The organism is Burkholderia sp. WTPI3 (assembly GCF_021483755.1).
Classification (GTDB): domain Bacteria; phylum Pseudomonadota; class Gammaproteobacteria; order Burkholderiales; family Burkholderiaceae; genus Burkholderia.
On sequence record NZ_JAGIXF010000028.1, the window covers coordinates 37,076 to 63,169 of the forward strand.

Consider the following 26,094-nt stretch of genomic DNA (forward strand, 5'->3'; position numbering starts at 1 on the left):
CCCATGTTTTCCGAATCAATGAAGACCGGTTATGCCAGTCGCACCGACGCCGCCCGCGGGCGGCGCCAGCTTACGCGACGCGCTTCGCCTGACCGGCGACATCGGCCGCCGGGCTCAGGAAGCGTTCGCGAATCGATTTCGCGATGCCCGCGCCGTCGAGGCCGCATTGCGACAGCAGCTTCGCGGGGTCGCCGTGATCGATGAACTGGTCAGGGAGGCCCAATTGTATTACGGGTCGGATAACCCCACTCTCCATCAGGGCTTCGACGCAGGCCGAGCCCGCACCGCCCATCACGCAGCCTTCCTCGACCGTGACGAGGTAGTCGTGCGTCTCGGCGAGTTCACGCACGAGCGCCGCATCGACCGGCTTCACGAAGCGCATGTTCGCGACCGTTGCGTCGAGCTCTTCACCCGCCACGAGCGACGGCGCGACCATCGTGCCGAACGCGAGGATTGCGACGCGCTTGCCTTCCGGCTGCGACGTACGGCGACGCACTTCGCCCTTGCCGAGCGGGATCCCGGTGAGTTCCTTCACCGTCGCCACGCCCGTGCCCGCGCCGCGCGGATAACGCACCGCGGTCGGGTTCGGCTGCTGAAGCGCCGTGTGCAGCATCTGGCGGCACTCGTTCTCGTCGGACGCAGCCATGACCGTCATGTTCGGGATGCAGCGCATGAACGCGAGATCGTACGCGCCGGCGTGCGTCGCGCCGTCGGCACCGACGAGGCCCGCACGGTCGATGGCGAACACGACCGGCAGATTCTGCAGCGCGACGTCGTGAATCAGTTGATCGTAGGCACGCTGCAGGAACGTCGAGTAGATCGCGACGACGGGCTTCAACCCCTCGGTTGCGAGGCCGCCTGCGAACGTCACCGCGTGCTGCTCGGCGATGCCGACGTCGTAGTAGCGATCCTTGAAGCGCTTCTCGAATTCGACCATGCCCGAACCTTCGCGCATCGCGGGCGTGATGCCGACGACGCGCGAATCGCGCTCGGCTTCGTCGCACAGCCATTCGCCGAACACCTGCGTGTATGTCTTCTTCGCGGGCGTGGTCGACGGCTTGATGCCTTCTGCCGGGTTGAACTTGCCGGGACCGTGATAGAGCACGGGATCGGCTTCGGCGAGCTTGTAGCCCTGGCCTTTCTTCGTCACCACGTGCAGGAACTGCGGGCCGCGCAGTTCGCGGATGTTCTGCAGCGTCGGGATCAGCGAATCGAGATCGTGACCGTCGATCGGGCCGATGTAGTTGAAGCCGAACTCTTCGAACAGCGTAGCCGGTACGACCATGCCCTTCGCATGCTCCTCGAGCTTGCGCGCGAGTTCGAGCACGGGGGGCGCGACGCTCAGCACGCGCTCGACGCCTGCGCGCGCGGCCGCGTAGAAGCGGCCCGACATCAGGCGTGCGAGATGGCGATTCAGCGCGCCGACCGGCGGCGAAATCGACATGTCGTTGTCGTTGAGGATCACGAGCAGCTTCGCATCCTCCGACACGCCCGCGTTGTTCATCGCCTCGAACGCCATGCCGGCCGTCATCGCACCGTCGCCGATCACCGCGATCGAGAAGCGATCGTCGCCGTTCAGCTGGCTGCCGATCGCCATGCCGAGCGCCGCCGAGATCGACGTGCTCGAGTGTGCGGTGCCGAACGTGTCGTATTCGGATTCACTGCGACGCGGAAAACCCGAGATGCCGCCGTACTGGCGCAGCGAATGCATCTGGTCGCGGCGCCCCGTCAGGATCTTGTGCGGGTAGGTCTGGTGACCCACGTCCCAGACGATCCGGTCGTTCGGCGTGTTGAACACGTAGTGCAACGCGATCGTCAGCTCGACCGTCCCGAGGTTGGACGACAGATGGCCGCCCGTCTTCGACACGCTGTCGAGCACGAACGCGCGCAGTTCGTCCGCGAGCGGTTGGAGTTGGCGACGATCGAGGCGGCGCAAATCCGCCGGGTCGTCGATGGTTTTCAGCAAGTCGTACATCGTCGTTCCATTGTAGGAAATCAAACGCGCCCGCATTCTATTGCACGCACCGTAGCGTGTGCGCAGCGGCGGGCTTTCGCGTCAGCTGACCCGGTTCACCACCAGGTCGGCAAGTTCGGCGAGACGCTGTGCGCGTGCGCCGAACGGTTTCAGCGCGTCGTGCGCTTCGGCGCGCAGCTGGGCTGCGAGCTCGCGCGACGCGTCGAGGCCGAGGATCGATACGTAGGTCGGCTTGTCGTTCGCCGCGTCCTTGCCGGCCGTCTTGCCGAGCGTCGCCGAATCGGTCGTGACGTCGAGAATATCGTCGACGACCTGAAAGGCCAGACCCACGGCCCCCGCGTATACATCGAGCGCAGCCATCGCTTCCGCCGACGGCGCCTCGCCAGCCAGTGCCCCCATCCGCACGGCCGCACGCAGCAGCGCGCCCGTCTTCATCCGGTGCATCGTCTCGAGCTGTTCACGCGTCAGCTTGAGGCCGACGCTCGCCAGGTCGATCGCCTGACCGCCGGCCATGCCGATCGAGCCGCTCGCGAGCGCAAGCTCGCGCACGAGCGCGGCCTGCTGCACCGGCGACAGCGCAGCGGCGTCGGTCAGCGCGACGAATGCCTGCGACTGCAGCGCATCGCCGACCAGCAGCGCCGTCGGCTCGTCGTACTGCACGTGCACGGTCGGCTTGCCGCGTCGCAGCGCGTCGTCGTCCATGCACGGCATGTCGTCGTGCACGAGCGAGTAGACGTGGATCATCTCCAGCGCCGCCGCCGCCGCGTTGCGCGCCGCTTCCGTCGCGCCGGTCAGTTCGCCTGCCGCATGGCACAGCAGCGGGCGAACGCGCTTGCCGCCGCCGAGGACCGCGTAGCGCATCGCTTCGTGGAGCTGCGTGGGCACCACGTTTTCAGCCGGCAAATAGTGGCCGAGTGCGTCCTCGACGCGGTCGAGCACGGACCGCATCCATTGTTCGAATGTCATAGATCGTCGTCTTCGCCGTCCGTGGCGGCCGTTCCGGACGAAAGCGGCTTCAGCGTCGCGCCGTCGAGCACGCGGACCTGCTGCTCCACCTTCTCGAGTTGCTGTTGGCAAAATGCAACGAGGGTCGCACCGCGGCGATACGCCGCCAGCGAATCCTCGAGGCTCAGTGCGCCGCCTTCCATCCGGGCAACCAGCGTCTCGAGTTCCGCGAGCGCCGCTTCGTAATTATCCGGCAACGGCTCGGTGCCATTACCGGGCGGGGTAGCGCCTTGGGATGCGGTTTTCGCCATGGACGAGGGTGTCAAATTTCAAAACAAGTCGGACATTCTACGGCAAAAGAGAATTTTCCGACCTGCCGACTTGGGCACCCTGGCCCGGCTTCGGGCCCCTTCTGTTGCACACATTGTGCACCCGGCGATCGTCGCCCGACAAAAAATTGACACAAATCAGGCACTTAATCCTAGCCTTGCGAGGCGAACCGGGTATAATTCCCCGTTTCCCTAAATCGATTTTTCGATGGTTGGGTTGTTCACTGCTTTCACGCTAACACCGGGAGTGGGAATGTCCAATCTGAGCGATGCGCTTCAGTTGAAGTCGGCTCACAGCCAGCTTCCAGTCACTGCATATTTCGATGAGGCGCTGCTCGAGCGCGAGATCGAAACCCTCTTCAAGAAAGGACCTCGTTACGTCGGGCACGAGTTGATGGTGCCCGAGGCGGGGGATTATTTTGCGCTGCCGTCCGAGAAGGAAGGCCGCGTGCTGGTCCGCAATCCGGCGAACCAGATCGAACTGCTGTCGAACGTGTGCCGCCACCGGCAGGCGATCATGCTCAACGGGCGCGGCCACGCACAGAACATCGTGTGCCCGCTGCACCGCTGGACGTACGATCTGGAAGGCCAGTTGCTCGGCGCACCGCACTTCCCCGACAAGCCGTGCCTGAACCTCGGCGAGAGCCCGCTGCAGAACTGGCAGGGGCTGCTGTTCGAGGCCGAAGGCCGCAACGTCGCGCGCGACCTGGCGAACCTCGGCACGAAGCATCACTTCGACTTCTCCGAGTACCAGTTCGATCACGTCGAAGTGCACGAGTGCGATTACAACTGGAAGACGTTCATCGAGGTCTACCTCGAGGATTACCACGTCGTTCCGTTCCACCCGGGCCTCGGCAGCTTCGTGTCGTGCGACGATCTCAACTGGGAGTTCGGCGACTGGTACAGCGTGCAAACGGTCGGCGTGCACAACGCGCTCGCCAAGCCGGGCAGCGCGACCTACCAGAAGTGGCACGAGCAGGTGCTCAAGTTCCGCAACGGCGTGCCGCCGGAGTTCGGCGCGATCTGGATGGTCTACTACCCGGGCCTGATGATCGAGTGGTATCCGCACGTGCTCGTCGTGTCGTGGCTGATCCCGCGCGGCCCGCAGAAGACGACGAACATCGTCGAGTTCTATTACCCCGAGGAAATCGCGCTGTTCGAGCGCGAGTTCGTCGAGGCCGAGCGCGCCGCTTATATGGAGACGGCCGTCGAGGACGACGAAATCGCGATGCGGATGGACGCAGGCCGGCGTGCGTTGATGGCGCGCGGCGAGTCGCAGGTCGGTCCATACCAGAGCCCGATGGAAGACGGCATGCAGCACTTCCACGAGTTCCTGCGCCGCCATCTCGGCGATATCTGACGGCCTCCGCGGCGCTCCGGCGCCGCACGGCATTCGGCATATGAAAAGACGGGTTTCGGCCCGTCTTTTTTTGTTTAGACTTGGAGTATCAGGCCGTTTGCACTCCAGGGAGCCGTCATGCCACACACCCACTACACCACGCTCATCTCCGCAGCCAATCTCGCCGAGCGCCTGGCAGCCGCGCCCGGCAGCGTCGCCGTGTTCGACTGCCGCTTCGATCTCGTCGATCCGAACGCGGGTGAAGCCGCCTATGCGGCCGGCCATATCGCAGGCGCCCAGTACCTTCATCTCGATCGCGACCTGTCCGGACGCAAGACGGGCACCAACGGCCGCCATCCGCTGCCGACCCGGGACGCGCTCGCCACCCTGCTCGCGAGCCGCGGCGTCAAACAGGGCCAGCAGGTCGTGGCCTATGACGCACAAGGCGGCGCCTATGCGGCGCGCCTGTGGTGGCTGCTGCGCTGGCTCGGGCACGATTCGGTCGCCGTGCTCGACGGCGGCCTGCAGGCATGGGAAGCGGCCGGCCAGCCGCTGACGACCGACGTGCCGCACCCCGCCGCCGGCGATTTCCGTACGGGGGCGCCGCTAGAATCGACGGTCGATGCGGCAACCGTGCTCGCGAACGTGACGTCGCCCGCGCGTGTCGTGATCGACGCGCGCGCACCGGACCGCTATCGCGGCGAAAACGAAACGATCGATCGTGTGGGCGGCCACATTCCGGGCGCACGCAACCGGTTCTTCAAGGACAACCTGAACGCCGACGGCCGCTTCAAGACCGGCCACGAGCTGCGCGAGACGTTCACGACACTGCTGGCCGGCACCGAACCGAATCGCGCGATCCTGCAGTGCGGCTCGGGTGTCACCGCATGCCACAACGCGCTCGCGCTAGAGATCGCGGGGCTGCACGGCGCGTCGCTGTATCCGGGCTCGTGGAGCGAGTGGAGCGCCGATCCGTCGCGACCGGTCGCGACCGGCCCGACGCCGTAAGCATCGGCGCGGCACGATGACGAAGCGGCGGCCCCGGCCGCCGCTTGCTGTTTACATCACGCCATACTTGTGGAACCACGCGATCGCGCGCTTCCAGCCGTCCTCGGCGTCACCCTTCACGTAGCTCGGCCGATAGTCGGCGAAAAACGCGTGGCCAGCATCCGGATAGACGACGATCTCAGACTCGCGGGCGAGCTTCGAATCGCTTGTCTGGATCGCCTTACGCATGTCCGCGAGCGACGCCTGCGTGATGTTCTGATCCTTCTCGCCGTACAGCCCGAGCACCGGCACCTTCAGCGACGACGCACGATCGACCGGATTGAACGGCGTCATCTCGTCGGTCTTGCCTTCGACGAACCCGTACCACGCCACCGCGGCGCGCACGTGCGGATTGTGCTCCGCATACAGCCACGCCTGACGACCGCCCCAGCAGAACCCGGTCACGCCGAGACGCGACAGGTCGCCGCCGTTCTTCCCGGCCCATGCGACGGTCGCATCGAGATCCTCGGTGACCTGCCGGTCAGGGACCTTGCTGATGATGTGGTCGTACAGTTCCTTCATCGTCGGATACTTCGCCGCGTTGCCCTGCCGTGCGAACAGATCCGGCGCGATCGCGAGATAGCCGAGCTTCGCGAAGCGGCGACAGACGTCGGCGATATGCGCATGCACGCCGAAGATCTCGTGAATTACGATGACGACCGGCAAGTTCGTCTTGTCGACCGGTTGCGCGCGATACGCGGGGATGCTCGCATCGCCCGAGCGGATCTCGATGGTGTCGACGTCCAGCCCGGCGCTGTCGGTCGTGACCGTCTGCGCCGACACGGGCAGCACCGCTGCCGCGAAAGTACCGCCCAGCGCGGCCTGCATGAACTTGCGGCGCGAGAACGGAACGTGGGGAACCAGGCTGTCGACTTCGGGTTTCAACATGAATGCACTCCTCGATTGGGCGCCGCCGTCACGGTCACGGATTCGATCTGACGGGGCATCGCGCCGGCGGACGGCGCGGTTGTTGCGGCGGTTGGCACCCCGCCGCAAACGGAAACCCGGACAAGATGCCCAATAATCCGTTGCCACGTCAACTGTCAGATGTGTAAGACTCGATTACGACGACTCGATCGAGCGGTGTCGATGGCGATGTCGATGCGCGCCGACGGGACCGGAAATCCACACGCAGCAGGTATGCTGCGACACGCCGCTGCGTAATCGAATGCTTGCCGATCGAAACACAAAAAGACGTTGCAGCCAGCGGTGCGCTGGCAAGCGCAGCGTGCGGCGACGCTTCCCGCAACTGAAGCAACGACGGGCAGGAACCCGTTCCCTGCCCGCTTCATGCGCGATCCGTGCGCTCAGTGCAACTTGACGCGCGGCAACGTCGTGCGCCGCAGCCAGTGCGCGAACGTGTCGAGCACCATGCGCGGATAGCCGTGCAGCGCCGCGATATGCAGCCGGTACAGCGACATGTACATGAACCGCGCGAACAGCCCTTCGATCAGCATGTTGCCGCCGATCAGCCCGCCCATCAGGTTGCCGACCGCGCTGAAGTGACCGAGCGACACGAGCGAACCGAAATCGCGATACGTGAACTCGGGCAGCGGACGCCCGTCGAGCCGGCAGCCGATCGCCTTCAGCAGGAAGCTCGCCTGCTGGTGCGCGGCCTGCGCGCGCGGCGGCACGTTGCGCTCGTTGCCCGGCCACACGCATGCGGCACAATCGCCGAGCGCGAACACGTTGTCGTCGGTGAAAGTTTGCAGCGTGCGACGCACGTCGAGCTGGCCAAGCTTGTTGACCTGAAGGCCGTCGAGATGCGACAGCACCGACGGCGCCTTGATGCCGGCCGCCCAGACCGTGAGGTCCGCGCGCACCGCCTTGCCGCTCGCGGTATGCACGACACCCGGCGCGACCTCGGTCACGCGCTCGGCAAGCATCAGCCGCACGCCGAGCTTCTCGAGCAGTTCAGCCGTCGCCGCGGACACGCGCTCCTGCAATGCCGGGAGAATCCGCGGCCCCGATTCGATCAGCACGATGCCGACGTCGTGCCGCGGATCGAGCTTGTGCAGACCGTACACGGACAGCACCTGGGCAGTATTGCGCAACTCCGCGGACAACTCGACGCCCGTCGCACCGCCACCGACGATCACGACCTGGATGCGTGGCTCGGCCGCCGCACCGGGCACGGGTTCGGCAGGCGCCTGATGTTCGGCGCGCATGCACGCAGCGATCAGCCGCTTGCGGAAACGCTCGGCCTCGCCGACGGTATCCAGCGCGATCGTGTTTTCCGCCGCGCCCTGCACGCCGAAGAAGTGCGTCGTGCTGCCGATCGCGATCACGAGCGTGTCGTATTCGAGGTCACGCGCCGGCAGCAGCTCCTCGCCATCGCTGTCGTTGACGGGCGACAGCGTGATGCGCTTCGCGGCACGGTCGAGCGCGCTCAGTTCGCCCTGCTGGAACTCGAACCCGTGCCAGCGCGCCTGCGCCGCGTATTCGAGCTCCTGCGTGAACGGGTCCATGCTGCCGGCCGCGACTTCGTGCAGCAATGGTTTCCAGATGTGGGTCGGATTGCGGTCGACGAGCGTGACGAGCGCACGCGCAGGACGATTGCCGCGCGCGCCGTAACGGTCGCCGAGCCGCGTCGCCAGTTCCAGGCCGCCCGCGCCTCCGCCTACGATGATGATCCGATGCATCTGACTCCCCCTTTGCGATTCGAAACTGCTGCCGCCGGACGATACAGACGCGATGCGTTCGCATCGCCCGCTGGATTAACCAGTTCGGACATCATCGATGTGCAGTTCGAAGCACTTCGATGCGTCCGATCCCGGAACGCGTGGCACGCAGCCCCCGCGACAATGACCTGACTGACATGCATTGTCCGGGAGCTTGCGCGTTGACCACAAGCAAACCGTCTCGATATTCAACATCTCCGCAACAATATGCCGCGGGAATGCGGGAATCAGGCAGCGATGCGTCAGTGCGCCTCTTCCCAGTTCGCACCGGCGCCGACTTCGGCGACGAGCGGGACCTTCAGCTTCGCGACGCCGCACATCATTTCCGGCAACTTCTCGCGCACGAGCGACAGTTCGCCGTCGGGCACCTCGAGCACCAGTTCATCGTGCACCTGCATGATCATCCGCGACGCAAGCCCGTCGCGCGTGAGCCAGTCGTCCACCGCGATCATCGACAGCTTGATCAGGTCGGCCGCCGTGCCCTGCATCGGTGCATTGATGGCCGCGCGTTCGGCCGCCTGACGGCGCGGGCCGTTGCCGCCGTTGATTTCCGGCAGCCACAGGCGACGGCCGAAAACGGTCTCAACGTAGCCCTTTTCCTTCGCCACGGCGCGCGTATTTTCCATGTACTGCGCAACACCGGGGTAACGCGCGAAGTAGCGGTCGATATAGAGCTTCGCCGCATCGCGCGTGATGCCGAGGTTCGACGCGAGGCCGAACGCGCTCATCCCGTAGATGAGCCCGAAGTTGATCACCTTCGCGATCCGGCGCTGGTCGGAATTGACTTCCAGCGGGGTCACGCCGAACACTTCAGCGGCGGTGGCACGGTGAATGTCCTCGCCCTGCGAGAACGCACGCAAGAGCGACGCGTCGCCCGAGATGTGCGCCATGATCCGCAGTTCGATCTGCGAATAGTCGGCCGACACGATCCGGTGGCCCGGTGACGCGATGAATGCCTCGCGAATTCGCCGGCCTTCGGCCGTGCGCACCGGAATGTTCTGAAGATTGGGATCGTTCGACGCGAGGCGGCCCGTGACGGCGACGGCCTGCGCATAGTTCGTATGCACGCGGCCCGTTTCGGGATTCACCATGCGCGGCAGCTTGTCGGTGTACGTCGACTTCAGCTTCGACAGTCCGCGATGTTCGAGCAGCAGCTTCGGCAGCGGATAATCCTCGGCCAGCTTCTGCAGCACTTCTTCGTCGGTCGACGGTGCGCCGCTCGGCGTTTTCTTCACGACCGGCAACTGCAGCTTCTCGAAGAAGATCTGCCCGATCTGCTTCGGCGAGCCGAGATTGAATTCGCCGCCGGCCAGTTCGTACGCCTGCCCTTCGAGCTCGATGAGCCGCGTGGCGATCTCGCTGCTTTGCGCCTGCAACAGCGCATCGTCGATCAGCACGCCGGTACGCTCCATCTTGCGCAACACGAGCGACACCGGCATCTCGATGTCGCGATACACGTGCTCGAGGCCGGGCTCGCGCGCGACCTGCGGATACAACACCTGATGAAGCTGCAACGTGATGTCGGCATCTTCAGCCGCGTACGCAGCGGCCTGCTCGAGCGCGACTTCATCGAAGCCGATCTGCTTAGCGCCCTTGCCAGCCACGTCTTCGTACTTGATCGTCTTGACGCCCAGATGACGCAGCGCGAGGCTGTCCATGTCGTGTGTGCGATGCGATTCGAGCACGTACGATTCGAGCAGCGTGTCGTGCTCGATGCCGTTCAGCGCGATACCGTAATTCGCGAGCACCTGCGCGTCGTACTTCAGGTGCTGGCCGACCTTCTTTCGATCGGCCGATTCGAGCCACGGCTTCAGGCGTGCGAGCACGTCGTCGAACGGAAGCTGCTCGGGCAGATCGGGGCCGCGATGCGCAACCGGCAGATAGGCAGCCTTGCCCGGCTCGATCGAGAACGACAGCCCGACGAGTCGCGCCACCATCGGATCGAGCGACGTGGTTTCGGTATCGAATGCGGTCAGTGCGGCCGCATCGATCTTCGCGAACCATGCGTCGAACTGCTCCCACGTCTGGATCGTGTCGTATTCGCGGACGATGTCGGCCATCACCACCGGCGCCGGCTCGCCTTCCGGCGCATCGGCACCGCCGCCTTCGGCGGGCGCGCTCTCGACTTCGCGCAGCCACGTCTTGAAGCCGTAGCGCGCGAAGATGTCGCGCAGCAGGTCGCGCGCTTCGCCATCGGATTTCAGCGACGCCTCGATCGATTCGAGATGCGGCGCGAGATCGCAGGCCGTCTCGACGGTTACGAGCTTGCGGCCGAGCGGCAGGAAGTCGAGTGCGCGGCGCAGATTGTCGCCGACCACGCCCTTGATCTCGCCCGCGTGTTCGATCACGCCGTCGAGGCTGTCGTATTGCGACAGCCACTTGACGGCCGTCTTCGGCCCGCACTTCTCGACGCCCGGCACGTTGTCGACGGTGTCGCCGATCAGCGACAGGTAGTCGATGATCCGCTCGGGCGGCACGCCGAACTTCGCGATCACGCCGTCTCGATCGAGCGTCTCGTTGGTCATCGTATTGACGAGCGTGACGCGATCGGTAACAAGCTGCGCGAGATCCTTGTCGCCGGTCGACACGATCACGTTCATGCCGTGCCGCTCGGCTTCGCGCGCAAGCGTGCCGATCACGTCGTCGGCTTCGACACCCTCGACCATCAACAACGGCCAGCCGAGTGCACGCACCGCGCCGTGAATCGGTTCGACCTGCAATGCAAGATCGGACGGCATCGACGGACGGTTTGCCTTATAGTCGGCATAAAGGTCATCGCGGAACGTCTTGCCCTTTGCATCGAACACGCAAGCGCTATACTCTGCACTGACTTCCTTGCGCATACGGCGCAGCATGTTGATGATTCCGTAGAGCGCTCCGGTCGGCTCCCCGCCAGGGCCACGCAAATCAGGCATCGCATGGTAAGCCCGATACAGATAGCTCGAACCGTCAACCAATAGCAGGGTCTTACCTTCCAGATTTCGTTCTTCAGGCATTATGAACAAGAGAAAAGTGATTCCGAGTCTGCGTTCGCTCGCAGATCAAGAACGCGCGACGGCCAAGAAGGCACGCGCATCGTGGCAGATGTTCACGATTATGGCAGAGTTTATCGAGGCGACCGAGTACCTGTCGGAGATCCGCCCTGCCGTCAGCATCTACGGTTCTGCCCGCCTCAAACCCGACACGCCGCACTACAAGCTCGCCGTGCAGATCGCACGCAAGCTCTCCGACGCCGGCTTCGCCGTGATCTCCGGCGGCGGCCCCGGCATCATGGAAGCCGCGAACAAGGGCGCGCACGCCGGCAAGGCGCCGTCGGTCGGCCTGAACATCGAGTTGCCGCATGAGCAGGCCGGCAACCACTATCAGGACATCTCGCTGCGCTTCCGTCACTTCTTCACGCGCAAGGTCACGTTCGTGAAGAACTCCGATGCGGTGATCGTGATGCCGGGCGGCTTCGGCACGCTCGACGAACTGTCCGAAGTGCTCACGCTGATCCAGACGAAAAAGTCGCGCCTCGTGCCGATCATTCTCGTCGGCAGCGAGTTCTGGAAGGGCCTGCTGCAGTGGTTCCGCGATCAGCTGATTCCGATGGGGCTCATCAATCCGGAAGACATGAACTTGATGCAGGTGATCGACGATCCCGACCAGGTGCTCGACGCCGTGCTCGCGTTCTACGAGGACAGCGGCGAAGAGGAGGGCTCGGACGATGCCGAAGGTCATCCGCCGGGGCCCGAAGAAGACCGCATGTTCTACCTGTAAATCCGTCAATCGATCGATGTCGATGGCCGGCCTCATGGCCGGCGTATCGCTTCACGCGCGGCAGGCATGGCCATTCGGCCTCCTGCCGCGCATGACTTTGTAACGCCGCGTTAATCCGGTTTCACGGCCGCGTGCCGTCGAATGTCAAATCCCGGCAGCCCGCACCGCGCAATGCGCGGCAACGTCCCGTGCGTGCGGCTCGTCATTGTCAAATCACGCTGCGCGCGCCATTCGGTCGCGCTGCGTCACGCCAATCCGCCGTAACAAGCGCGCCTCGCCTTTTCCACGCCGCGCCCGCACACTGCAGTCGTCGGCGTGGCGGCCCCCCGGTGGAACGATTCCCCCTCGCGTCCATCGCGTCGCGCCGACCTCTCAACAACGACATCACGGAAACAAACATGCAACGCTCGCTGATCGCCCTCGCCTTCGCCGGCCTCGGCCTCTCGCTGTCCGGCCTCGCCCACGCCGTCAACGTCGATGTCAACATCGGCACGCCCGCGCCGGTCGTCGTCGCGCCGGCACCCGTGGCGGTGGTCGGCTGGCACGGCGACCGCTACTGGGACGGCCATCGCTACTGGGAACGCCGCGAATGGGAAGACCATCAGCGCCACCATGGCCACGATGGCCGCGACGGGTACCACTGCCCGCCGGGACACATGAAGAAAGGCGAGTGCTGAACGCCCGGGCGCAGGGCCTTCGAGGCCGCGCACTGACGTAAAAAAACAAGGCCGCACGCGAACGAAGGTTCGCGTGCGGCCTTTGTCATTGCAGGCGCGGCTGCGCCGCGCGCGTTACTGAAACGCCACTTCCGCAAAGCTGCGCAGCTTGCGGCTATGCAGCTTGTCAAGCCCGTTCGTGCGCAGGATCTCCATCGCCTTCACGCCAATCTGCAGATGCTGGTCGACCTGCCCGCGATAGAACGTGTCGGCCATGCCCGGCAGTTTCAGCTCGCCGTGCAGCGGCTTGTCCGATACGCACAGCAGCGTGCCGTACGGTACGCGGAAGCGGAACCCGTTCGCGGCGATCGTCGCGCTTTCCATGTCGAGCGCGATCGCCCGGCTCTGCGACAGTCGCTGCACGGGTTCGCGGTGATCGCGCAGCTCCCAGTTGCGATTGTCGACACTCGCGACCGTCCCCGTGCGCATCACGCGCTTCAGTTCGACGCCTTCGAGCTGCGTGACTTCGGCCACGCCGCGCTCGAGTGCGAGCTGCACTTCGGCGAGCGCCGGGATCGGCACCCACAGCGGCAGGTCGGCGTCGAGCACGTGATCCTCGCGCACGTAACCGTGTGCGAGCACGTAGTCGCCGAGACGCTGCGTGTTGCGCAGGCCCGCGCAGTGACCGAGCATCACCCATGCATGCGGACGCAGCACCGCGATGTGGTCGGTGATCGTCTTCGCATTCGACGGGCCGACGCCGATGTTGACCATCGTGATCCCGCTGCCGTCCGCGCGCTTCAGGTGATACGCGGGCATCTGCGGCAACCGCGGCGGTGCGGCGCCTTCGGCCGCCTCGCTGCCGAGATTCGCGTTGTACGTGATGACGTCGCCCGGCTCGACGAACGCGCTGTACTCGCTGCGGTACGCACGCACCTCCGGATCGCTGCTTTCGGTCATCAGCGTGCGGCCCAGCTTCACGAACTCGTCGATGTAGAACTGATAGTTCGTATAGAGCACGTAGTTCTGGAAGTGCGTGGGCGACGTCGCCGTGTAGTGACGCAGCCGGTGCAGCGAAAAGTCGACGCGTGCGGCGGTAAACAGCGCGAGCGGATGCGGCTCGCCATGCTCGGGCTCGAACGTGCCGTTGACGATGCGGTCGTCGAGATACGACAGATCGGGCGTATCGAAGATGTCGCGCATCGCGAGCAGGCGGTCGCGGTCGAGTTCGCCTTCGAGGTGGATCCCTTCGGGGAACGCGAAGTGAATCGGAATCGGCTGCGACGACACGCCGACCTCGATCTTCACATGGTGGTTCTTCGACAGCAGACGCAGTTGCTCGCGATAGTAGTTCGCGAAGAGATCGGGACGCGTGACGGTGGTCTCGAACACGCCCGGGCCCGCGACGAAACCGTACGAGCGGCGCGAATCGACATGCGTGTTGACTTCGGTGCGGATCCGTACAAACGGATAGCACGCACGCACGTGCTCGGTGATCGGTTCGTGGCGGCGATAGCGCGCGAATGCATCGCGCAGGAAACCGGTATTCGTGTCGTAGATCGCCGACAGCCGCGCGACGGCGGCGATCGGGTCGTCGAATGCTTCGACGGGCGGGCTCTCGGGCGTCAGCACCCGGTGCCGGCGGCTCAAATCGTTCTTCATTTTCATCACCTCGTCTGATCCGACGACATTACCACGGAACCCGGTCACGATCATGGCCGCCCGCTTGCAGGCCGCCTGCACGTGAAGGCCGGGCGACGCGCAGTATTTGCTAAAATCGGAAGGTTCACTGGAGACTCATCATGAAGCCGCTCATTCTCGTCGCCGCTGCCGCCGCGTTCGCTGGCGTGTTTGCCACTGCCGGCGCCGCCTACGCCGCCGGCAGCACGCCGGCCGCCGACGCGCAGGCCCAGGCCGAGGCCAACGAAGCCGCCGGCCTGCCCGATCTCCGCAAGATCAACCGGCCGGGCGCCGAAGTCACGTCGAAAGTAGACTTCGCCGACATCCGCCGCACGCCGAGCTTCCATGAAAAAAGCAAGAACGGCACCGAGGTCACCGAGTATCGCGATCGCGGCAAGCCGGTCGAGATCGACGTGAAGTCGAACTTCGGCACGCGCTACCAGATGAGCTCGACGCTCGACACGTCGCCGAAGCCGCACGACGCGGGCGTCCCGATCACGCGCCTGCCGTCGGTCAACCTGCGCTACTGATTTCCTGCCGCGCCGCATCGATCCCGACGCGGCACGCCAGTTCCCCCTTCACCTCCTGTCGCGCTGCACGCCCCGCGCGGGCCGACAACTGACCAGACGCATCCCGCATGGCCGTTTTCACCGCTGTTTCCGACTCCGATCTCGCGCAATGGATGCGCCACTATGAACTGGGCGACGTGCTGGCGTTCCGCGGCATTCCGTCCGGCATCGAAAACAGCAATTTCTTCCTGACGACGACGCGCGGCGAATACGTCCTCACGATCTTCGAAAAGCTGACGGCGGAGCAACTTCCGTTCTACCTGGACCTGATGCGCCATCTGGCCGGCCACGGCGTGCCGGTGCCGGATCCGATCCCGCGCGACGACGGCGCGCTGTTCGGCGAGCTGCACGGCAAGCCGGCGGCGATCGTCACGAAGCTCGACGGGGCCGCCGAGCTCGCACCGGGGGTCGAACACTGCATCGAGGTCGGGCAGATGCTCGCCCGCCTGCACCTGGCAGGGCGCGACTACCCGCGCTACCAGCCGAACCTGCGCAGCCTGCCGTGGTGGCAGGAGAACGTGCCGGCAATCGTCCCGTTCATCTCGGACGCGCAGCGCACACTGCTCGAGGGCGAACTGGCGCACCAGGCCACCTTCTTCGCGTCGGACGACTACGCGGCGCTGCCGAGCGGCCCGTGCCACTGCGACCTGTTCCGCGACAACGTGCTGTTTGCGCACGCGGCGCCCGATACCGGCCATGACGTCCGGCTCGGCGGGTTCTTCGACTTCTATTTCGCCGGCTGCGACAAATGGCTGTTCGACGTCGCGGTCACCGTCAACGACTGGTGCGTCGACCTCGCGACCGGCGTGCTCGACGTCGCGCGCGCGGACGCACTGCTGCGCGCGTACCAGACGGTGCGCCCGTTCACGGCCGAGGAACGCCGCCACTGGAGCGACATGCTGCGCGCCGGCGCGTACCGCTTCTGGGTATCGCGCCTGTACGACTTCTACCTGCCGCGCGCGGCCGAAATGCTCAAACCGCACGACCCCGGCCATTTCGAACGCATCCTGCGTGAGCGTATTGCCCATACGCCCGCGCTTCCCGAGATCCACACCGCATGCAACTGATCGAAGTGCCCGCGAAAGCGGGCTATGTCTGGTTCCGTCAAGGCATCTGGCTGTTCCGCCGGAACCCGCTCGCGTTCATCACGCTGTTTTTCACGTACCTGCTGGCGATCACGCTGGTGTCGATGGTGCCGGTGGTCGGCGCGGCGCTGCCGCTGCTGTTCATCCCCGGCATCGCGGTCGGCTTCATGGCCGCGTGCCGCGACACGGTGGCCGGCAAACCGGTGATGCCGACGATCCTCATCGACGGCTTCCGCTCGTACGGCCCGGCCACGACGCAACGGCTGCTCGTGCTCGGCGTCGTCTATGTCGCGCTGATGGTGCTGGTGTTCGCCGCTTCGTCGATCGTGGACGGCGGCGCACTGCTCCACATGATGCTGGGCACGACGGGCGACACGAGCACCACGCCGGAAGCGCTCGCCGCGCAAGGCACGCTCGGCGCCCTGCTCCTCGCGACGCTGCTCTACGCGCCGGTCGCGATGCTGTTCTGGTTCGCTCCCGTGCTCACCGCGTGGCATGACATTCCACCCGCCAAGGCGCTGTTCTTCAGCATCGTCAGCTGCTGGCGCAATCGCGGCGCGTTCGTCGTGTACGGCCTGCTGTGGTTCGGCGTGGCGCTCGGCACGTCGTTCGGCCTGTCGCTGCTGCTGCAGGCGCTCGGCGCCGGCGCCTACGGGCTGACGATCATGATGCCGGTGACGATCATCATCGTCACGATGATGTACTGCTCGTTCTACGCGACCTATCGCGGCTGCTTCGGCGTGCAGGAACCGGGCGCCCCGACGCCCGCGTCGGGCCGCTGAACCCGGATCGGCCGGCGCGCATCGCCGGCCGCCTCCCCCCGCCAGGGCCGGACATCGCCGCCGGCCCGTCCAGCCCGCCGCCGCTTGCCCAGCTCCCCTGTTCAACCCAATCATTTGCGCGCAAAATAATTTGCGTGCAAATCGTTAGCGCGTCCGCCGCGCCGCCTGAATCATGGACCGTCTGCCCCAGTTGCCCCAGACGCTCGACGAGCAACTCTGCTTCGCGCTGTACGCCACTTCGCATGCGATGACGAAGGCGTACAAGCCGTTGCTCGACAAGCTGTCACTGACCTATCCCCAATATCTGGCGATGCTCGTGCTGTGGGAACGCGACGACATCGCGGTGAAGGACATCGCCGGCCGGCTCGACCTCGACCCGGCCACCGTCACGCCGCTGCTGAAACGGCTCGAGGCACTCGGCTATGTCGAGCGCGTGCGCAGCGCGACCGACGAGCGCGTCGTGAACGTGCGCGTGACAGCAGAGGGACGCGCGCTGAAGGACAAGGCACGCTCGGTACCCGCCGATCTCTTTTGCGCGATGCAGCAAACACCCGAGTTCCTGGTGCGGCTGCGCGCGGATCTCCAGCAACTGCGCAGCGCGCTGTCGGACGCCAACGAAAGCTGACGCACCGCTCCGCCAGCGGGCCCGGCACCGCCGGGCCTTTTCTTTGAAATTTCATTTGCACACAAATCATTTGTGTTCTATATTTTCTTCGTGGCCGGCGACATCCCGTCCGACCGGGCCGCTTTCCTCCCTTTCTTTCGACAGGAGCTGCACGATGAACATTCTGTACAAGACGAGCGCCACAAGCACGGGCGGCCGCGACGGCCGCGCGGTGTCCGCCGACAACAAGCTGGAAGTAAAGCTGGCCGCGCCGCGCGAGCTCGGCGGCACGGGCGCCGAAGGCACGAATCCGGAGCAGCTCTTTGCCGCAGGCTACTCGGCCTGTTTCCTGAGCGCGATGAAATTCGTCGCCGGCCAGAACAAGCAGACGCTGCCGGCCGACACGCAGGTCACGGCAGAAGTGGGCATCGGCCCGAACGATGCAGGCGGCTTCGGGCTGGACATCGAGCTGCGCGTGTCGCTGCCCGGTCTCGACAAGGCCGACGCGCAGGCGCTGGTCGACAAGGCGCACCACGTGTGCCCGTACTCGAACGCCACGCGCAACAACGTGCCGGTGCGACTGACGGTCGTCTGACGCGACGCGCGACGTCAAATGCAAAAAGGGCGTGTGCGGCTTGTGCCGCACACGCCCTTTTGCGTGATTCGCAGGACCGACTGACGAGCCGGCCCGAGCTGCGCTGCTTAACGCGAGCCGAACGAGAACGGACGGCTCATCGCCGCTTCGCGATCGATCTTGCGCATACGGAATTCGAGATCGTAGATGTCGGTCGCTTCGGACAGGTACGCTTCGGCGCGCTCTTTCGAGGCCTTCTCGGCGTTTTTGGTCAGCATCAGGAAGAGGTGGCTCAGCAGGTACATGTTCGATCTCGCAATCCAAAGGTTCTTCGACTAGGGTTTTCCCGAATTATAGGGAAAACCCTAAATCTTGGCTAGCGTCGATCAGACGGTGCGTCGCTCGGTCGCCACAGTTCGACGATTCTGTTCGAAAAAGGACCAGATCATGGCGCTCGCATCGGGGCCGACGGCCGCGTGAAACGGCACGGCTTCGTCCCCGCCCGCCCACGCATGATCGAGCCCTTTCACGTGGCAAAGCCGCACAACCGGTTCGCCGTCGCGACGCACGTCGGTGATCTGCGCGCCCGCCTCGCGCGTCTCCGCGCGGTCGCCGCCGCGCAGCGCGCCGCGGCTGTCCGCGAGCCCGTTCAGGCGCATGAACTGGACGGTCAACTGATCGGCGTTCTTCGGCGCGACGACATGGTCGCCGTCGCCCTGCACGATCAGCGCGGGCATGCCCGGATGCGAACCGGGGTCGACCAGCGCATCGACGGCCACGGCCGGGTTCTGCCGCAGACCGCGCCGCATCACGTCCATCGCGCTGATCCCGGAATTCGCCTCGCCGAGCGCCGGGCCCGAATGCAGCGCGACCGCCGCGAAGCGGTCGGGATGGTGCAGCGCGAGCAGCGACGCGAGGCCCGCGCCGGCCGACAGACCCGCGACGTACACGCGCGACGCATCGAAACCGTGCTCGTCGACGAGCGCGTCGACGAGCGATGCGACCGCATCCGCTTCGCCGCGGCCCGCGCGGTCGGTGTCTTCGTACCAGTGCCAGCAGCCGTGCGCATGCGCACGCAGCGATTGCTCCGGGTACAGCACCGCGAAACCGTGCTTATCGGCCAGCAGGTTCATCCGGGTACCCTGCGCAAACTCGTCGGCCGATTGCTGGCAGCCGTGCAGCATCACAACGAGCGGCATCGCGCCACGTCGACGGCCTGGTGGCACATAGAGGCCATATGCAAGTTGCTGGACCAGGCGCCCGAGCGCCGGCGCCATCGGATGCTCGCCGCGCGTCCATTCGCCGGCCGCCCACGCAGCCGCGCGGGGTCGCACGCGCGATTCGCGCGGCGGGGACAGATCAGCAGCAGCGGACGACGCTGCGGCCTCGAGCGTATCTCGCGTGATCCGCTGGGCATCGCGCGCCGCACGTTTGGCAGCCGGAGACAGCATGCGTTTCACGCCGCCCAGCCATACCTTCGTCAGACTTTTGGTCATCGATCGGGCTCGCAGTCAGGGAAAATGGGGGACACCACACAGGGGGCATCGTTCACGTTTGTGCAATGCACCATAACACTGTTTCTGGGATTTTTCCTGCATGGGGATAGTTCCCCGCGCCGCGAAAAACGGGCCTCGAGCACACGCGGCGCTATACTCGGGTTTGGCCGCTTGTATCCGTTGTAGTCGTTCTTTCCGGCTCGCGCGTTGATTTAAGCATTCGTCCCGCCTCTGCCTGTCCCCTTCCCGATGTTCGACCTGTCGTCTCACCTGTGGATCATGATCACCGCATTCGGCGGCGCCGGCCTGACGTTGCCGCTCGCGGTCACGATCGCCGTCTGGCTGGCGCTCGGCTATTCGTGGCAGCGTTCGGCCGCATGGCTGGGGGTGCTCGCGGCCGCGATCGCGATCGTCGCGCTCACGAAGATCGCGTTCCTCGGCTGGGGCATCGGCATCCGCTCATGGGACTTCACAGGCTTCAGCGGCCACGCGATGCTGTCGACGTCGGTGTATCCCGTCGCGATCTTCCTCGCGCTGATCCGCACGCGCGCGCCGATCCGGATCGCCGGCATCGCGCTCGGGCTCGCGGCCGGCATCGCGGTCGGCGTATCGCGCGTCGCGCTGGATGCCCATTCGCCGTCCGAATCGATCACCGGCTGCATCGTCGGCGCGATCGCCGCGCTCGCGTTCATCGCCGGTTCGTGGCGCGCCGTGCCGCACCGCTGGTCGGTGCCGGCCGTGGTCGCCAGCCTCGCCCTCGTCACGGTCGCACTGCACGGCATCACGGTCCCGTCGCACCGCTGGGTCACGAAGGTCGCGCTGGAGTTGTCGGGGCACAAGCGCCCGTTCGTTCGCGCACGCTGGAAAGCCAATCCGAACTACCGGCCGGCGTCGCAGCCGTCGTCGCTGCAGCGCAGCGAATCGTCGGCGGCATTGCTGCACGCGTAACGGGCCACGCGAGCGTCATTCCCGCCCGCTCTCACGTCTGACAATTTCATGTGCACCGTCACATGAGCGGTATGTCGAGCGTTATAACCTGCCCTATATTACGATTACGGTTTTCCACCATTCAAACGATCAGACCATGCGCTCAACCGTTCGCCCGCTTCGCCGCACTCTGCTCCGCTTTCTGCCAATCGCCACGCTTGCCGCCGGGATCGCGTTCAGCGCACCGGCTTCCGCTGCCGACGAACTGGTCGTTTCGGCAGCCGCGAGCCTGACGAACGCGTTCAAGGCCGTCGGCGATGCATACCAGAAGCAGCATCCGGACACCAAGGTGCTGTTCAACTTCGGCGCGTCGGACGTGCTGATGCAGCAGATCGCCAAAGGCGCACCGGCCGACGTGTTCGCGTCCGCCGACCAGAAGGCGATGGATCGCGCGGTCAGCGAAAACGTCATCGTGCCCGGCACGCGCCGCGATTTCGCCGCGAACTCGCTCGTGCTGATCGTGCCGGCTGACAGCCACGCGGCAGCACCGACGTCGCTGAACGACCTGACGGCGCCGGGCGTGAAGCGTGTCGCGTACGGCGACCCGGCGTCGGTGCCGGTCGGCCGCTACACCGAAGGCGCGCTGCGCGCGGCCGGCGTGTGGGACGCGATCAGCGCGAAGGGCGTGCTGGCGGCGAACGTGCGCCAGAGCCTCGATTACGTCGCGCGCGGCGAAGTCGACGCGGGCTTCGTGTTCGGCACCGACGCGGCGATCATGCCGGGCCGCGTGAAAGTCGCACTGACCGTGCCGACGCAAACAGCCATCACCTATCCGATCGCGGTGGTCAAGGACAGCCGCCATGCCGCGCAGGCGCAGTCGTTCATCGACTTCGTCGCGTCGCCGCAGGGCCAGGCCGTGCTGTCGACGTTCGGCTTCAAGCCCGCGGGCAAGTGAGCGTAGCGTGATGCAGGACGCCTGGGTACCGCTGCTGTTGTCGCTGAAGGTCGCCGGCTGGGCGACCGCGCTCGACATCGTGCTCGGCGTCGCGGCCGCCTTCGTACTCGCACGCTGGCGCTCGCCGATGCGCGACGTCGTCGATTCGCTGCTGACGCTGCCGCTCGTGCTGCCGCCGACGGTGCTCGGCTACTACCTGCTCGTGCTGCTCGGCAGGCGCGGCGTGTTCGGCGCATGGCTCGACAAGCTCGGCATCGAGCTCGTCTTCACGTGGCAGGGCGCGGTGGTCGCATCGATGGTCGTCGCGTTCCCGCTGGTCCTGAAGTCGGCGCGCACCGCGTTCGAGAGCGTCGATCCGCATCTCGAGCGCGCGGCGCGCACGCTCGGGCTCGGCGAAGCCGCGGTGTTCTTCCGCGTGACGCTGCCGCTCGCCACGCGCGGCATCCTCGCCGGTGCGCTGCTCGCGTTCGCGCGCGCGCTCGGCGAATTCGGCGCGACGCTGATGATCGCCGGCAACCTGCCCGGCCGCACGCAGACGCTGTCGGTCGCGATCTATGCCGCCGTGCAGGCCGGCGACGACAACACGGCCAACTTCCTCGTGCTCGTGACGTCGATCACCTGCGTGCTCGTGTTGCTCGCGACCGGCTGGCTTGTGCCGTCGCGGGCCGGCCGGAACCAGTTGACATGACGCGCGCGTCACATCCGCGTCGTCCGGCTGCGCGCCGCATGACGATCCGCCTTTCCGCCACGCGCCGCGCTGCACGACGGAGGCCCGCGTGAGCGTCTCCGTCGATATCCGCAAGACCTACGCGAACGCCGAGCGCCGCTTCACGCTCGACGTGTCGTTTACCGCCACCACGCAGCGCGTCGTGCTGTTCGGGCCGTCCGGCGCGGGCAAGAGCATGACGCTGCAGGCAATCGCCGGCCTGCTGTCGCCCGACGAAGGCACGATCACGCTGAGCGGCGAACCGCTGTTCGATGCCGCACGCGGCATCGACGTGCCGACGCGCGCACGCCGCGTCGCATACCTGTTCCAGGACTACGCGCTGTTTCCGCACCTGAACGTGCGCCAGAACATCGCATTCGGGCTCACGCCGGGCCTGCGCAATCCGCGCGCGAAGACAGTGCCGCCCGAAGTCGCGTACTGGCTGCACGCGTTCGAACTCGACAAGCTTGCGGGGCAATTTCCGTCGCAGTTGTCGGGCGGACAGAAGCAGCGCGTCGCGCTTGCGCGCGCGCTGGTCGCGCAACCGCGCATCCTGCTGCTCGACGAGCCGTTCGCGGCACTCGACGGCGCGATGCGCCAGCGCATGCGTCATGAGCTCGCGGAACTGCAGGCACGGCTCGACATCCCGATGGTACTCATCTCGCACGACCCCGACGACGTCGCCGCGTTCGGCGATCAGGTCGTGCAATTGAGCGAAGGGCGCGTGCAGGCGACGACACCGCACGCCGAGTGGCCGACGCGCGTAACCTGAGCGCGCGAAGGCAGTGGCTCTGGCAGCCACGTTGGAGCCTGAGAGAAGCCGCACTGGCGGCATAAGTCGAAACGGGACCGAAGCCGGCGCCTCGCCCCCTGGGCGGTGCCGGTTTCGCCTCGGTCCGTACGCGCCGACGGCAAAGGCCCGCGCCACCGCCGCGTGTTGTCAGCCCGTCACCGCCAGAATCACGCTCGATGCCTTGAACAGCGCGATCGCGCGCCGGCCCGCGTCGAGCCGCAGCGCATCGACGCTGCCGTTCGTGACGACGGCCGTGAGCGTCCCGCCGCCATCGAGCGCAAGCGTCACCTCGCTGTTCACCGCACCGGCTGCAACGTCTTCGACCATGCCGCGCAACTGGTTGCGCGCCGACACCTTCAATGCTGCTTCGGCATCTGCATCGCCGTCATCGTCGACGGCCAGCACGATCCACGACGCCTTCACGAGCGCGCACGCATCCGCACCGGGCTGCAAGCCGAGCACGTCGGCGCTTTCGTGCGTGAGCACCACGACGATCGCCTGCCCGCCGGGCAGCACGAGCGTCACTTCGTCATTGACCGTGCCGCGCACGATCGACTCGACCTTGCCGAACAACTGGTTGCGCGCGCTCGTCTTCATCCCGATCCGGCCGATCAGCGCCCAGTCGACGTCGAAACCGGCCACGGCCGCGCTGGCGGCCTCGATGAAGCGGCGATGCTCGCGCTCGATCGCGCGGAACGCGGCGATCAGCGACGTCGCGCGCGGCGTCAGCGTCGTGCCGCCGCCGCCCTTGCCGCCCGTCGAACGCATCACGAGCGGTTCGCCGGCGAGATTGTTCATCGTATCGATCGCATCCCACGCCGCCTTGTAGCTGAGGCCGACGGCCTTTGCCGCGCGCGTGATCGAACCGGTGTCGCCAACCGCCGCGAGCAGCGCGATGCGGGTGGCGCCGCCGAGCGTCTGCTCGCCCGCGCGCAACCACAGTTCGCCGCCCAGTTCGAGCGGTTCAACAGAAGAGGCAGGAGGCGACGCGTCGGTCATCGGTCTGGTCGAAGGAAACGGGTGGTCATTATAGTGAGCACGCTCCGCTCAACCCGACTTCCCGTCGAGCCTCGGCGGACGCAGGCTCGCGAGCAGCACTTCAGCGTCGCGCGCCGCGCGTTGCTCGAGTGCGGCCCCGTAGCCGCGCACGAAACCGAGCTGGTACGCGGGCGCCGCCAGTTGTTCGAGATGATGCAGCGCGACGATTGTGTCGTTCGCCTCGCCCAGCACGCTCTGCACGCGCGCGAGGGTCTTGACCGTCTCGTTGCGGGTGCGGCGCGACGCCAGCGACGCGAAGAATTCGAGCGCATAGCGCAGCCGCTTCGCATCGATCCGCACCTGGTGCCGCGCGGCCGTATCGAGCGACGTGAGCGACGGCGATGCATACAGATGGCCGAACAACCGGCGCACGCGCTTGGTCGCGTGACGCCGCAGCGACAGGGCATCGTCCCCTTCGACGGACGGCAGCGCGAGCGTACTCAGCCATTCGAGCCAGCCGAGCGTCAGTCTCGCATAGCGCGCGGAATGCAGGGCCTGCCGCAATTCGACACGCGCGGTCGTCGCCTGCGCACGTGCGGCGTCGAGCGTGCCGTTCCAGTCGGCGTTGCCGCCGTCGGCCGCGATCAGCGCAGGCAGGCTCTCGGTCGAGAACACGTCCCAGTCGCGCACCGTGCCGAGCAGCGCGGCGATCCAGCGCAGGTCGACGCCGAACGTGTCCTGCCATTGCTCGTCCGCGAAACGCGGAAAGAAGCGCATCAGCGTGCGCAACCGGCGCAGCGCGACGCGCATCTGGTGCACGAATTCGGGATCGTCGCGATCGAGTACGCCGCCTTCGTTGCCGAGCCATTGCGCGGCAATGTCGCCGGACAGCGCGAACAGCGCGCCGCGCTGCGAGCGGATACCGGTCAGGTCGACGAGTTGTGCCTTGACCGGCTCGGCGACGGCGGATTCGCCCGCGCACGCGCGATCGATGACGCTGGTCAGTTGCACGAACGCGGGCCACGCGCCGCTCAGTTCGCGCGCGGCGGCGAACAGCGCATGCAATGCGGCTGCACGCGCGGGCGGCGTTTCCCAGTCGGGCGCCGCGAGACGCAGTTCGACGTGACGGCGCGGCGGCTCGACGCCGCCATGCAGCGCGATGTCGTCGAGCGTCATCTCGACCACCACGCCGCTGTCGTCCGCCCATCGCCCGCGCCGCCGCTCGCTCACGAGTTGCAACGGCAGCGGCCCGGACGACGCGGCGACCGCCGCTTCGTCCACCGCACCGTTGCTCGCGCGATCGCGCTCGCCCGTTGCTTCTGCCGATTCGGTATCTGCCTGCGTCGCCGGCTCCGGCATCGCGACGACGATGCCCGCATGCTCGGCGTCGAACAGCTCGCGCTCCACGACCCCCGGCGCAAATGCCTTCGTGCGGGACGCGACGACCCGGCGCCCCTGCGCATTCGACTCGACCCACGTCCACCAGCTCTCGCCGGAATTCGGCTCGGCCTCCTCGATCTGGCACGGCTCGATCGTCACGCGCTCCTGGCCGCGGCGCATGCGCACCTGCGGGCAGATCCGCCACGCGCGGACGAGTTCGGCACCGAAGTCGCGCTGCGCGCCTCGAGCCCGGCTCCCCGCCTTGACCGGCCAACCTTCCAGCGACAGGCACAACACGATTTCCAGCACACGCGACATGGAGGCTCCTGCACATGAAGAATCGCCGGCGCATGCCCGGTGCCGACGTCGACCGTGAAGCAGCTTCCATAGTACACGGCGCAAAAGCGCGCGGGCGACGATCCGGCCCCTGTCGCCCTGTCGCGCATCAAACGACGTATTGCGCGAGCCCGTTGCCGAACGACCAGCCCTCCTTCAGCACCTCGACGAGGCTGATGAAGACGTCCTGCTGCCGCACGCCGGGCTGCCGCGCGAGGTTTTCCGCGATCGTCCGGTACAGCGCCTGTTTCTGCTCGAGCGTGCGCGTGTTGTTCGCGGTGATCTGGATCATCACGAGATCGTCGCTGCGTTCGATGTCGAGGTAATGGCGGCCGAATACGAAGTTCTCGGCCGAATGCTCGGACACGACCATGAAGATGTCGTCCTCGGGCACGTTGAACGCGTGCATCAGCGCGCGATGCACGCCGTCGACGAGCGCCGCGCGGTAGGCGGCCGGTTTGCCTTCGCGCACTGCGATACGGGTGAATGGCATGGTCC

25 protein-coding genes are annotated in these 26,094 nt (G+C 66.1%); 13 read left to right on the top strand and 12 right to left on the bottom strand.

Annotation, left to right across the window (positions count from 1 at the left end):
* Positions 1-70: 70 nt before the first annotated feature.
* From dxs to J7024_RS17320, 3 genes are all read right to left on the bottom strand, one after another.
* Complete coding sequence (gene dxs / locus J7024_RS17310; RefSeq protein ID WP_124826443.1) at positions 71-1,975, bottom strand: 1-deoxy-D-xylulose-5-phosphate synthase; 1,905 nt, start codon at positions 1,973-1,975, stop codon at positions 71-73.
* An 81-nt stretch (positions 1,976-2,056) separates the two neighbouring features.
* A complete protein-coding gene (locus J7024_RS17315; protein ID WP_124826444.1) occupies positions 2,057-2,941 on the bottom strand; it encodes a polyprenyl synthetase family protein in 885 nt (294 codons plus the stop codon).
* Complete coding sequence (locus J7024_RS17320) at positions 2,938-3,231, bottom strand: exodeoxyribonuclease VII small subunit (RefSeq protein WP_124826445.1); 294 nt, start codon at positions 3,229-3,231, stop codon at positions 2,938-2,940. The genes J7024_RS17315 and J7024_RS17320 overlap by 4 nt, the downstream gene beginning before the upstream one ends.
* 271 nt (positions 3,232-3,502) lie before the next feature.
* On the opposite strand from J7024_RS17320, the gene J7024_RS17325 reads away from it, so the two are divergent.
* Both J7024_RS17325 and J7024_RS17330 read left to right on the top strand, forming a co-directional pair.
* Positions 3,503-4,609 (top strand): aromatic ring-hydroxylating oxygenase subunit alpha, encoded by a 1,107-nt coding sequence (locus J7024_RS17325; RefSeq protein ID WP_234745324.1) that lies wholly within the window; start codon positions 3,503-3,505, stop codon positions 4,607-4,609.
* A 117-nt stretch (positions 4,610-4,726) separates the two neighbouring features.
* The gene (locus J7024_RS17330; protein WP_124826447.1) at positions 4,727-5,596 is read left to right on the top strand and encodes a sulfurtransferase; all 870 of its coding nucleotides are present in this window, start codon (positions 4,727-4,729) and stop codon (positions 5,594-5,596) included.
* Positions 5,597-5,647: 51 nt separating this feature from the next.
* Here the strand turns inward: J7024_RS17330 and J7024_RS17335 are convergent, their stop codons facing one another.
* The 3 genes from J7024_RS17335 to polA all read right to left on the bottom strand — a co-directional run bounded on the left by J7024_RS17335 (position 5,648) and on the right by polA (position 11,312).
* Positions 5,648-6,523: a dienelactone hydrolase family protein gene (locus tag J7024_RS17335; RefSeq protein ID WP_124826448.1), complete on the bottom strand. Its 876-nt coding sequence runs from the start codon at positions 6,521-6,523 to the stop codon at positions 5,648-5,650.
* 419 nt (positions 6,524-6,942) lie between these two features.
* Positions 6,943-8,277 (bottom strand): NAD(P)/FAD-dependent oxidoreductase, encoded by a 1,335-nt coding sequence (locus J7024_RS17340; protein ID WP_175750659.1) that lies wholly within the window; start codon positions 8,275-8,277, stop codon positions 6,943-6,945.
* A gap of 281 nt (positions 8,278-8,558) precedes the next feature.
* Complete coding sequence (gene polA / locus J7024_RS17345; RefSeq protein ID WP_124826450.1) at positions 8,559-11,312, bottom strand: DNA polymerase I; 2,754 nt, start codon at positions 11,310-11,312, stop codon at positions 8,559-8,561.
* Between the two features lies 1 nt (position 11,313).
* Between polA and J7024_RS17350 the strand changes: the two genes are divergently transcribed.
* Positions 11,314-12,075, top strand: coding sequence for a TIGR00730 family Rossman fold protein (locus J7024_RS17350; protein WP_175760231.1), 762 nt, complete (start codon positions 11,314-11,316; stop codon positions 12,073-12,075).
* 398 nt (positions 12,076-12,473) lie between these two features.
* Positions 12,474-12,752, top strand: a complete 279-nt coding sequence (locus J7024_RS17355) for a hypothetical protein (RefSeq protein ID WP_124826452.1) — start codon at positions 12,474-12,476, stop codon at positions 12,750-12,752.
* Positions 12,753-12,866: 114 nt separating this feature from the next.
* On the opposite strand, the gene J7024_RS17360 is transcribed toward J7024_RS17355, so the two are convergent.
* On the bottom strand, positions 12,867-14,393 hold the full coding sequence (locus J7024_RS17360) for an AMP nucleosidase (protein WP_124826453.1): 1,527 nt from the start codon (positions 14,391-14,393) through the stop codon (positions 12,867-12,869).
* 140 nt (positions 14,394-14,533) lie between these two features.
* Between J7024_RS17360 and J7024_RS17365 the strand changes: the two genes are divergently transcribed.
* The 5 genes from J7024_RS17365 to J7024_RS17385 all read left to right on the top strand — a co-directional run bounded on the left by J7024_RS17365 (position 14,534) and on the right by J7024_RS17385 (position 18,046).
* On the top strand, positions 14,534-14,941 hold the full coding sequence (locus J7024_RS17365; RefSeq protein ID WP_124826454.1) for a hypothetical protein: 408 nt from the start codon (positions 14,534-14,536) through the stop codon (positions 14,939-14,941).
* 107 nt (positions 14,942-15,048) lie between these two features.
* The gene (locus tag J7024_RS17370) at positions 15,049-16,047 is read left to right on the top strand and encodes a homoserine kinase (RefSeq protein ID WP_124826455.1); all 999 of its coding nucleotides are present in this window, start codon (positions 15,049-15,051) and stop codon (positions 16,045-16,047) included.
* On the top strand, positions 16,038-16,847 hold the full coding sequence (locus J7024_RS17375) for a BPSS1780 family membrane protein (RefSeq protein WP_124826456.1): 810 nt from the start codon (positions 16,038-16,040) through the stop codon (positions 16,845-16,847). Before J7024_RS17370 ends, J7024_RS17375 begins: the two co-directional genes overlap by 10 nt.
* Positions 16,848-17,019: 172 nt before the next feature.
* On the top strand, positions 17,020-17,472 hold the full coding sequence (locus J7024_RS17380; RefSeq protein WP_124826457.1) for a MarR family winged helix-turn-helix transcriptional regulator: 453 nt from the start codon (positions 17,020-17,022) through the stop codon (positions 17,470-17,472).
* Positions 17,473-17,626: 154 nt separating this feature from the next.
* On the top strand, positions 17,627-18,046 hold the full coding sequence (locus J7024_RS17385; protein ID WP_011658280.1) for an organic hydroperoxide resistance protein: 420 nt from the start codon (positions 17,627-17,629) through the stop codon (positions 18,044-18,046).
* A 107-nt stretch (positions 18,047-18,153) separates the two neighbouring features.
* On the opposite strand, the gene J7024_RS17390 is transcribed toward J7024_RS17385, so the two are convergent.
* Positions 18,154-18,330 carry a DUF3563 family protein gene (locus J7024_RS17390; RefSeq protein ID WP_124826458.1) on the bottom strand — a complete coding sequence of 59 codons (177 nt, stop codon included), beginning with the start codon at positions 18,328-18,330 and terminating at the stop codon, positions 18,154-18,156.
* Positions 18,331-18,411: 81 nt separating this feature from the next.
* A complete protein-coding gene (locus tag J7024_RS17395) occupies positions 18,412-19,521 on the bottom strand; it encodes an extracellular catalytic domain type 1 short-chain-length polyhydroxyalkanoate depolymerase (RefSeq protein ID WP_124826459.1) in 1,110 nt (369 codons plus the stop codon).
* A 249-nt stretch (positions 19,522-19,770) separates the two neighbouring features.
* Here J7024_RS17395 and J7024_RS17400 point away from each other — a divergent pair, with 249 nt between their 5' ends.
* The 4 genes from J7024_RS17400 (at position 19,771) to J7024_RS17415 (ending at position 22,881) form a co-directional block, all read left to right on the top strand.
* Complete coding sequence (locus J7024_RS17400) at positions 19,771-20,469, top strand: phosphatase PAP2 family protein (RefSeq protein WP_124826460.1); 699 nt, start codon at positions 19,771-19,773, stop codon at positions 20,467-20,469.
* 136 nt (positions 20,470-20,605) lie between these two features.
* A complete protein-coding gene (gene modA, locus J7024_RS17405; RefSeq protein WP_124826461.1) occupies positions 20,606-21,403 on the top strand; it encodes a molybdate ABC transporter substrate-binding protein in 798 nt (265 codons plus the stop codon).
* A 10-nt stretch (positions 21,404-21,413) separates the two neighbouring features.
* Positions 21,414-22,091 (top strand): molybdate ABC transporter permease subunit, encoded by a 678-nt coding sequence (gene modB, locus J7024_RS17410; protein WP_124826592.1) that lies wholly within the window; start codon positions 21,414-21,416, stop codon positions 22,089-22,091.
* 88 nt (positions 22,092-22,179) lie between these two features.
* On the top strand, positions 22,180-22,881 hold the full coding sequence (locus J7024_RS17415) for a sulfate/molybdate ABC transporter ATP-binding protein (protein ID WP_124826462.1): 702 nt from the start codon (positions 22,180-22,182) through the stop codon (positions 22,879-22,881).
* Between the two features lie 168 nt (positions 22,882-23,049).
* Here the strand turns inward: J7024_RS17415 and J7024_RS17420 are convergent, their stop codons facing one another.
* From J7024_RS17420 to J7024_RS17430, 3 genes are all read right to left on the bottom strand, one after another.
* Positions 23,050-23,901, bottom strand: coding sequence for a TOBE domain-containing protein (locus J7024_RS17420; RefSeq protein WP_124826463.1), 852 nt, complete (start codon positions 23,899-23,901; stop codon positions 23,050-23,052).
* A gap of 48 nt (positions 23,902-23,949) precedes the next feature.
* The gene (locus J7024_RS17425; protein ID WP_234745325.1) at positions 23,950-25,578 is read right to left on the bottom strand and encodes a CHAD domain-containing protein; all 1,629 of its coding nucleotides are present in this window, start codon (positions 25,576-25,578) and stop codon (positions 23,950-23,952) included.
* A 127-nt stretch (positions 25,579-25,705) separates the two neighbouring features.
* Positions 25,706-26,089, bottom strand: coding sequence for a tautomerase family protein (locus tag J7024_RS17430; RefSeq protein WP_124826465.1), 384 nt, complete (start codon positions 26,087-26,089; stop codon positions 25,706-25,708).
* Positions 26,090-26,094 lie beyond the last annotated feature (5 nt).

Bases quoted from the DNA above. Each gene is read 5' to 3' on its own strand.
- dxs (WP_124826443.1), bottom strand. From the start codon at position 1,975: ATGTACGACTTGCTGAAAACCATCGACGACCCGGCGGATTTGCGCCGC.
- J7024_RS17315 (WP_124826444.1), bottom strand. From the start codon at position 2,941: ATGACATTCGAACAATGGATGCGGTCCGTGCTCGACCGCGTCGAGGAC.
- J7024_RS17320 (WP_124826445.1), bottom strand. From the start codon at position 3,231: ATGGCGAAAACCGCATCCCAAGGCGCTACCCCGCCCGGTAATGGCACC.
- J7024_RS17325 (WP_234745324.1), top strand. From the start codon at position 3,503: ATGTCCAATCTGAGCGATGCGCTTCAGTTGAAGTCGGCTCACAGCCAG.
- J7024_RS17330 (WP_124826447.1), top strand. From the start codon at position 4,727: ATGCCACACACCCACTACACCACGCTCATCTCCGCAGCCAATCTCGCC.
- J7024_RS17335 (WP_124826448.1), bottom strand. From the start codon at position 6,523: ATGTTGAAACCCGAAGTCGACAGCCTGGTTCCCCACGTTCCGTTCTCG.
- J7024_RS17340 (WP_175750659.1), bottom strand. From the start codon at position 8,277: ATGCATCGGATCATCATCGTAGGCGGAGGCGCGGGCGGCCTGGAACTG.
- polA (WP_124826450.1), bottom strand. From the start codon at position 11,312: ATGCCTGAAGAACGAAATCTGGAAGGTAAGACCCTGCTATTGGTTGAC.
- J7024_RS17350 (WP_175760231.1), top strand. From the start codon at position 11,314: ATGAACAAGAGAAAAGTGATTCCGAGTCTGCGTTCGCTCGCAGATCAA.
- J7024_RS17355 (WP_124826452.1), top strand. From the start codon at position 12,474: ATGCAACGCTCGCTGATCGCCCTCGCCTTCGCCGGCCTCGGCCTCTCG.
- J7024_RS17360 (WP_124826453.1), bottom strand. From the start codon at position 14,393: ATGAAGAACGATTTGAGCCGCCGGCACCGGGTGCTGACGCCCGAGAGC.
- J7024_RS17365 (WP_124826454.1), top strand. From the start codon at position 14,534: ATGAAGCCGCTCATTCTCGTCGCCGCTGCCGCCGCGTTCGCTGGCGTG.
- J7024_RS17370 (WP_124826455.1), top strand. From the start codon at position 15,049: ATGGCCGTTTTCACCGCTGTTTCCGACTCCGATCTCGCGCAATGGATG.
- J7024_RS17375 (WP_124826456.1), top strand. From the start codon at position 16,038: ATGCAACTGATCGAAGTGCCCGCGAAAGCGGGCTATGTCTGGTTCCGT.
- J7024_RS17380 (WP_124826457.1), top strand. From the start codon at position 17,020: ATGGACCGTCTGCCCCAGTTGCCCCAGACGCTCGACGAGCAACTCTGC.
- J7024_RS17385 (WP_011658280.1), top strand. From the start codon at position 17,627: ATGAACATTCTGTACAAGACGAGCGCCACAAGCACGGGCGGCCGCGAC.
- J7024_RS17390 (WP_124826458.1), bottom strand. From the start codon at position 18,330: ATGTACCTGCTGAGCCACCTCTTCCTGATGCTGACCAAAAACGCCGAG.
- J7024_RS17395 (WP_124826459.1), bottom strand. From the start codon at position 19,521: ATGACCAAAAGTCTGACGAAGGTATGGCTGGGCGGCGTGAAACGCATG.
- J7024_RS17400 (WP_124826460.1), top strand. From the start codon at position 19,771: ATGTTCGACCTGTCGTCTCACCTGTGGATCATGATCACCGCATTCGGC.
- modA (WP_124826461.1), top strand. From the start codon at position 20,606: ATGCGCTCAACCGTTCGCCCGCTTCGCCGCACTCTGCTCCGCTTTCTG.
- modB (WP_124826592.1), top strand. From the start codon at position 21,414: ATGCAGGACGCCTGGGTACCGCTGCTGTTGTCGCTGAAGGTCGCCGGC.
- J7024_RS17420 (WP_124826463.1), bottom strand. From the start codon at position 23,901: ATGACCGACGCGTCGCCTCCTGCCTCTTCTGTTGAACCGCTCGAACTG.
- J7024_RS17425 (WP_234745325.1), bottom strand. From the start codon at position 25,578: ATGTCGCGTGTGCTGGAAATCGTGTTGTGCCTGTCGCTGGAAGGTTGG.
- J7024_RS17430 (WP_124826465.1), bottom strand. From the start codon at position 26,089: ATGCCATTCACCCGTATCGCAGTGCGCGAAGGCAAACCGGCCGCCTAC.